The organism is Rhizobium moroccans (genome assembly GCF_057559155.1).
Map to the genome: position 1 here is coordinate 15,837 of NZ_JBHFJG010000026.1, position 3,490 is coordinate 19,326.

A 3,490-nucleotide genomic window follows, 5' to 3' on the forward strand; every position below is an offset into this window, starting at 1 on the left:
GGTGACGCCGGCAAGCCACGGTTCGATCGCCTGCGGATTGGCTTTCAGCCAGGCGGTCGCGGCAGCCTTGGCATCCTCGCCGCCGAGAATGGAGCCCATCAGCGCGTTTTCCATGCTGATATCGAATTTCAGGTTCTTGAACAGCGTCGCGGCATTAGGGCACTTCTCCGGCCAGCCGGTGCGCGCCAGCGTGAACACTTCCGCGCCGCCGAAATTCGGACCGAAATAGGCGTCTCCGCCGGAGAGATATTCGATCTGGAACTGCTCGTTCATCGGGTGCGGCGCCCAGGCGAGGAAGACCACGAACTCCCCGCTCTTCTCGGCACGCCCGACCTGCGCCAGCATCGCCTGCTCGCCCGATTCCACGAGTTCCCAGTCCTTCAGTCCGAAGTCGTTGGCGTCGATCATTTTCTGGATATTCGAGTTCGCCGGCGCGCCGGGCTCGATGCCGTAGATCTTGCTGCCGAACTCGTCGGCATGCTTCTGAAGATCGGCGAAATCCTTCACGCCCTTTTCCGCGACATAGGAGGGCACCGCGAGCGTGAACTTCGCGCCTTCGAGGTTCTTGGCAAGCACCTCGGCCGCCTTGGCGGCATTCAGGTCGTCGATGAACGCTTTCTGAGCCGGCATCCAGTTGCCGAGGAAGACGTCGATCTCCCCGTTCTTCATCGATTGGTAGCCGATCGGGACGGAGAGCGTCTTGACGTCCGGCTCGTAGCCGAGCGCGGTCAGGATGACGCTGGTCACGCCATTCGTGGCGGTGATGTCGGTCCAGCCGGGATCGGAAAGGCGAATGGTCTTGCAGGATGCGTCATCTGCCGCCGCGGCGGAGCCGATCGTCAAGGCGGAGAAGACAATCCCGGCGGCAAGACGCCGGATTGCGGAAATTCCTGTCATCGTATTTTCCCCTTCTTTGGCATTTGATGGCTTTATTGAACATCATTATCCTTTGCCATGTGAAGCTGGCTTTTTTCGATAGTTGCTCAAAGGATTCTTTATGGCAGAGCCCGCCCTTGATCTTGGATGGATGCGCATCTTCGCTGAGGTCGGGCGCACTGGCAGCCTTTCGGCGGCAGCGGGGCTTCTCGGCCTGACGCAGCCTGCCGTCAGCTATCAGATACGCCGCATCGAGGAGCAGATGGGAGTGCGTCTGTTCAGGCGTCAGCATCGCGGCGTGGAAATGACGCCGGAGGGCGAGCGACTTTTCGATGTCGTCTCGCGCAGCGTCGGCGAGATCGATCAGCTTGCGCGCCGCTTCCGCAGCGAGACCGACCGTCCGGCGATCCGCCTGAGGACGGATTACGCCTTCTCCTCCCTCTGGCTCATCCCCCGCATGCACGGTTTTCGCCTGCTCTATCCGGATATGGATATCCAGATCGTCGCCACCCAGCGCATGGAGCGCGACCTTTCCGAGGATGGAGAGGTGGCCGTCGTCTTCGGCACGCGCGCGGATTACGGAAGGAACGGCATTCTCCTGCTGCCGGAAAAGGTCGTGCCGGTCTGCACGCGCGGATTTCTGGAGCGTCACGGCCCCTTCGACGGCGTGGCGGATCTCGCTCACGCTCGCCTCGTCCATCTCGATACCGCGTTTCCATCGCCCTGGCATGACTGGCGCAGCTATTTTGCGGCCCACGGCATCGACCGCGGCGTCCATGGCGGGCAGGGGGATATAAGCTTCAACACCTATTCGCTCGTCATTCAGGCGGCGATGGGAGAACAGGGGCTGGCGCTTGGCTGGATGGGCCTTGTCGATGCCCTTCTCGCCACCGGCATGCTGGCGAGGGCCGGTCCCGAGCTTGAGGCCGCAGATCGCGGCTATTGGCTGTTGCGTCCCGAGCGGCAGAACGTCCTGGGATCCTGGCTGAGCGGCTGGCTGATGACGGAAGCCGGCGTCGGTTGAGCCTCTTTGCCGATTGGTCCTAAGGCGCGGTCAGATCCTTCAGGAAGTCGTCGCACCAGCGCATCACATCGTGTTCGAGAAGATGGTCCATCATCCGCTTCCAGCGCGCCTGCCGCTCCTCGAGCGGCATATTGAGCCCGCGGGCGATGGCATGGGCGGTTCCCTCGATGTCGTAGGGGTTGACCAGCAATGCGCCCGTCAGCTCGCGTGCCGCGCCTGCAAAGCGTGAAAGAACCAGCACGCCGGGGTTTTCCGGGTCCTGGGCCGCGACATATTCCTTCGCCACCAGGTTCATCCCGTCGCGCAGCGGCGTCACCAGACCGACTTTCGCCATCCGGTAGAGCCCTGCCAGCACGGGCCTGCTGATCGAGCGGTTGATGTAGCGGATCGGCACCCAGTCGACGGCGCTGATGGCGCCGTTCACGCGGCCTGCCTGTTCGGCGACCGTGCGCTGCATCTGCTCGTATTCGGGCACCTCGGAGCGGGATTTGGGCGTGATCTGCAGATAGGTGACGCGATGCTGATGGGCGGGATTGGCCCTGATGAAGCGCTCGAAGGCATCGATGCGCTGCGTTATGCCCTTGGAATAGTCGAGCCGATCCACGCCGATGATGAGATCGCGCCCCTCGATGCTCTGGCGCGCCCGGCGAACCAGTGCATTGTTGGCAGCCCTGCGGGCATAGTCCGCGAAGGCCGCCGTCTCTATGCTGATCGGATAGAAGCCGCCCCGGAAGGTTCGGCCGAAGGAGGATATCCTCCCGTCGCCGAGGGATTCGGCGATGCCTTCCCGCACCAGTCCCCCTTCGAAATTGGCAAGGTCGTGATCGGTCTGGAAACCGACGAGATCGTAACGGGAAAGCCCGCGCATGATCTCCTCGTGCACCGGCATGGTGAACAGCACGTCCGCCGGCGGCCAGGGGATGTGCAGGAAGAAGCCGATGCGATTCTTGAATCCCATCTGCCTGAGCTCGGCGGCGAGCGGGATCATGTGGTAGTCATGCACCCAGATGACGTCGTCTTCCTTGAGCATAGGGGCAAGCCGCTGCGCGAAGAAACGGTTGACCCGGAAATAGCCCGCCATCTCCTTGCGCCCGTATTCGGCGAGATCCAGCCGGTAATGGCATATCGGCCAGAGCACGCGGTTGGCGAAACCGTGGTAATATTCCTCGACATCCGTATCGGTGAGGTCGGTCAGCGCGTAGGTGATGTTGCCGTGGGTCTGAAGCGACAGGGCTTCGGGTTCCCTGTCGCCGCTGGATTTTCCGGACCATCCCATCCATATGCCGCCGCGTTCCCCGAGCGCCGCCTTCAGCGCCACGGCAAGCCCGCCGGCGGGCGCCGCGCCGCTCTTGTCGGGAACGGTGACCCGGTTGGAAACGACGATCAGGCGGCTCAAAGGCTCTTTCCTTTTGTCTCTGGCCGGGCTCGGCGGCCGCATTCGGCAAGCTCGGCGAGGAGGCGGCGCAAGGCGGCCGCGGAAGGAAGATGGTATTGCGCGGCGGTGTCGCTTCCCGGCTCGCCGATGCGGATCGACAGCCCGCCGAGCGCGTTGGCCTCGCGGAACATGGCCTCGTCGGTAACGTCGTCGCC

Annotated in this window: 3 protein-coding genes and 1 pseudogene; 1 reads left to right on the forward strand and 3 read right to left on the reverse strand. The window is 63.2% G+C overall.

The window, feature by feature from the left end:
* Nucleotides 1-897: choline ABC transporter substrate-binding protein (gene choX / locus ACE04I_RS15090; RefSeq protein WP_487207260.1), on the reverse strand; the 897-nt coding region annotated here is incomplete at its 3' end.
* A 100-nt stretch (nucleotides 898-997) separates the two neighbouring features.
* Between choX and ACE04I_RS15095 the strand changes: the two genes are divergently transcribed.
* Nucleotides 998-1,900, forward strand: a complete 903-nt coding sequence (locus tag ACE04I_RS15095; protein ID WP_046794047.1) for a choline sulfate utilization transcriptional regulator — start codon at nucleotides 998-1,000, stop codon at nucleotides 1,898-1,900.
* Nucleotides 1,901-1,919: 19 nt separating this feature from the next.
* On the opposite strand, the gene otsA is transcribed toward ACE04I_RS15095, so the two are convergent.
* Entirely contained in the window at nucleotides 1,920-3,296 is a 1,377-nt protein-coding gene (gene otsA / locus ACE04I_RS15100; protein WP_046794048.1) for an alpha,alpha-trehalose-phosphate synthase (UDP-forming), read from the reverse strand.
* Nucleotides 3,293-3,490: pseudogene (locus ACE04I_RS15105) on the reverse strand (hypothetical protein); the annotation flags it as partial. The gene otsA and the pseudogene ACE04I_RS15105, both read right to left, overlap by 4 nt.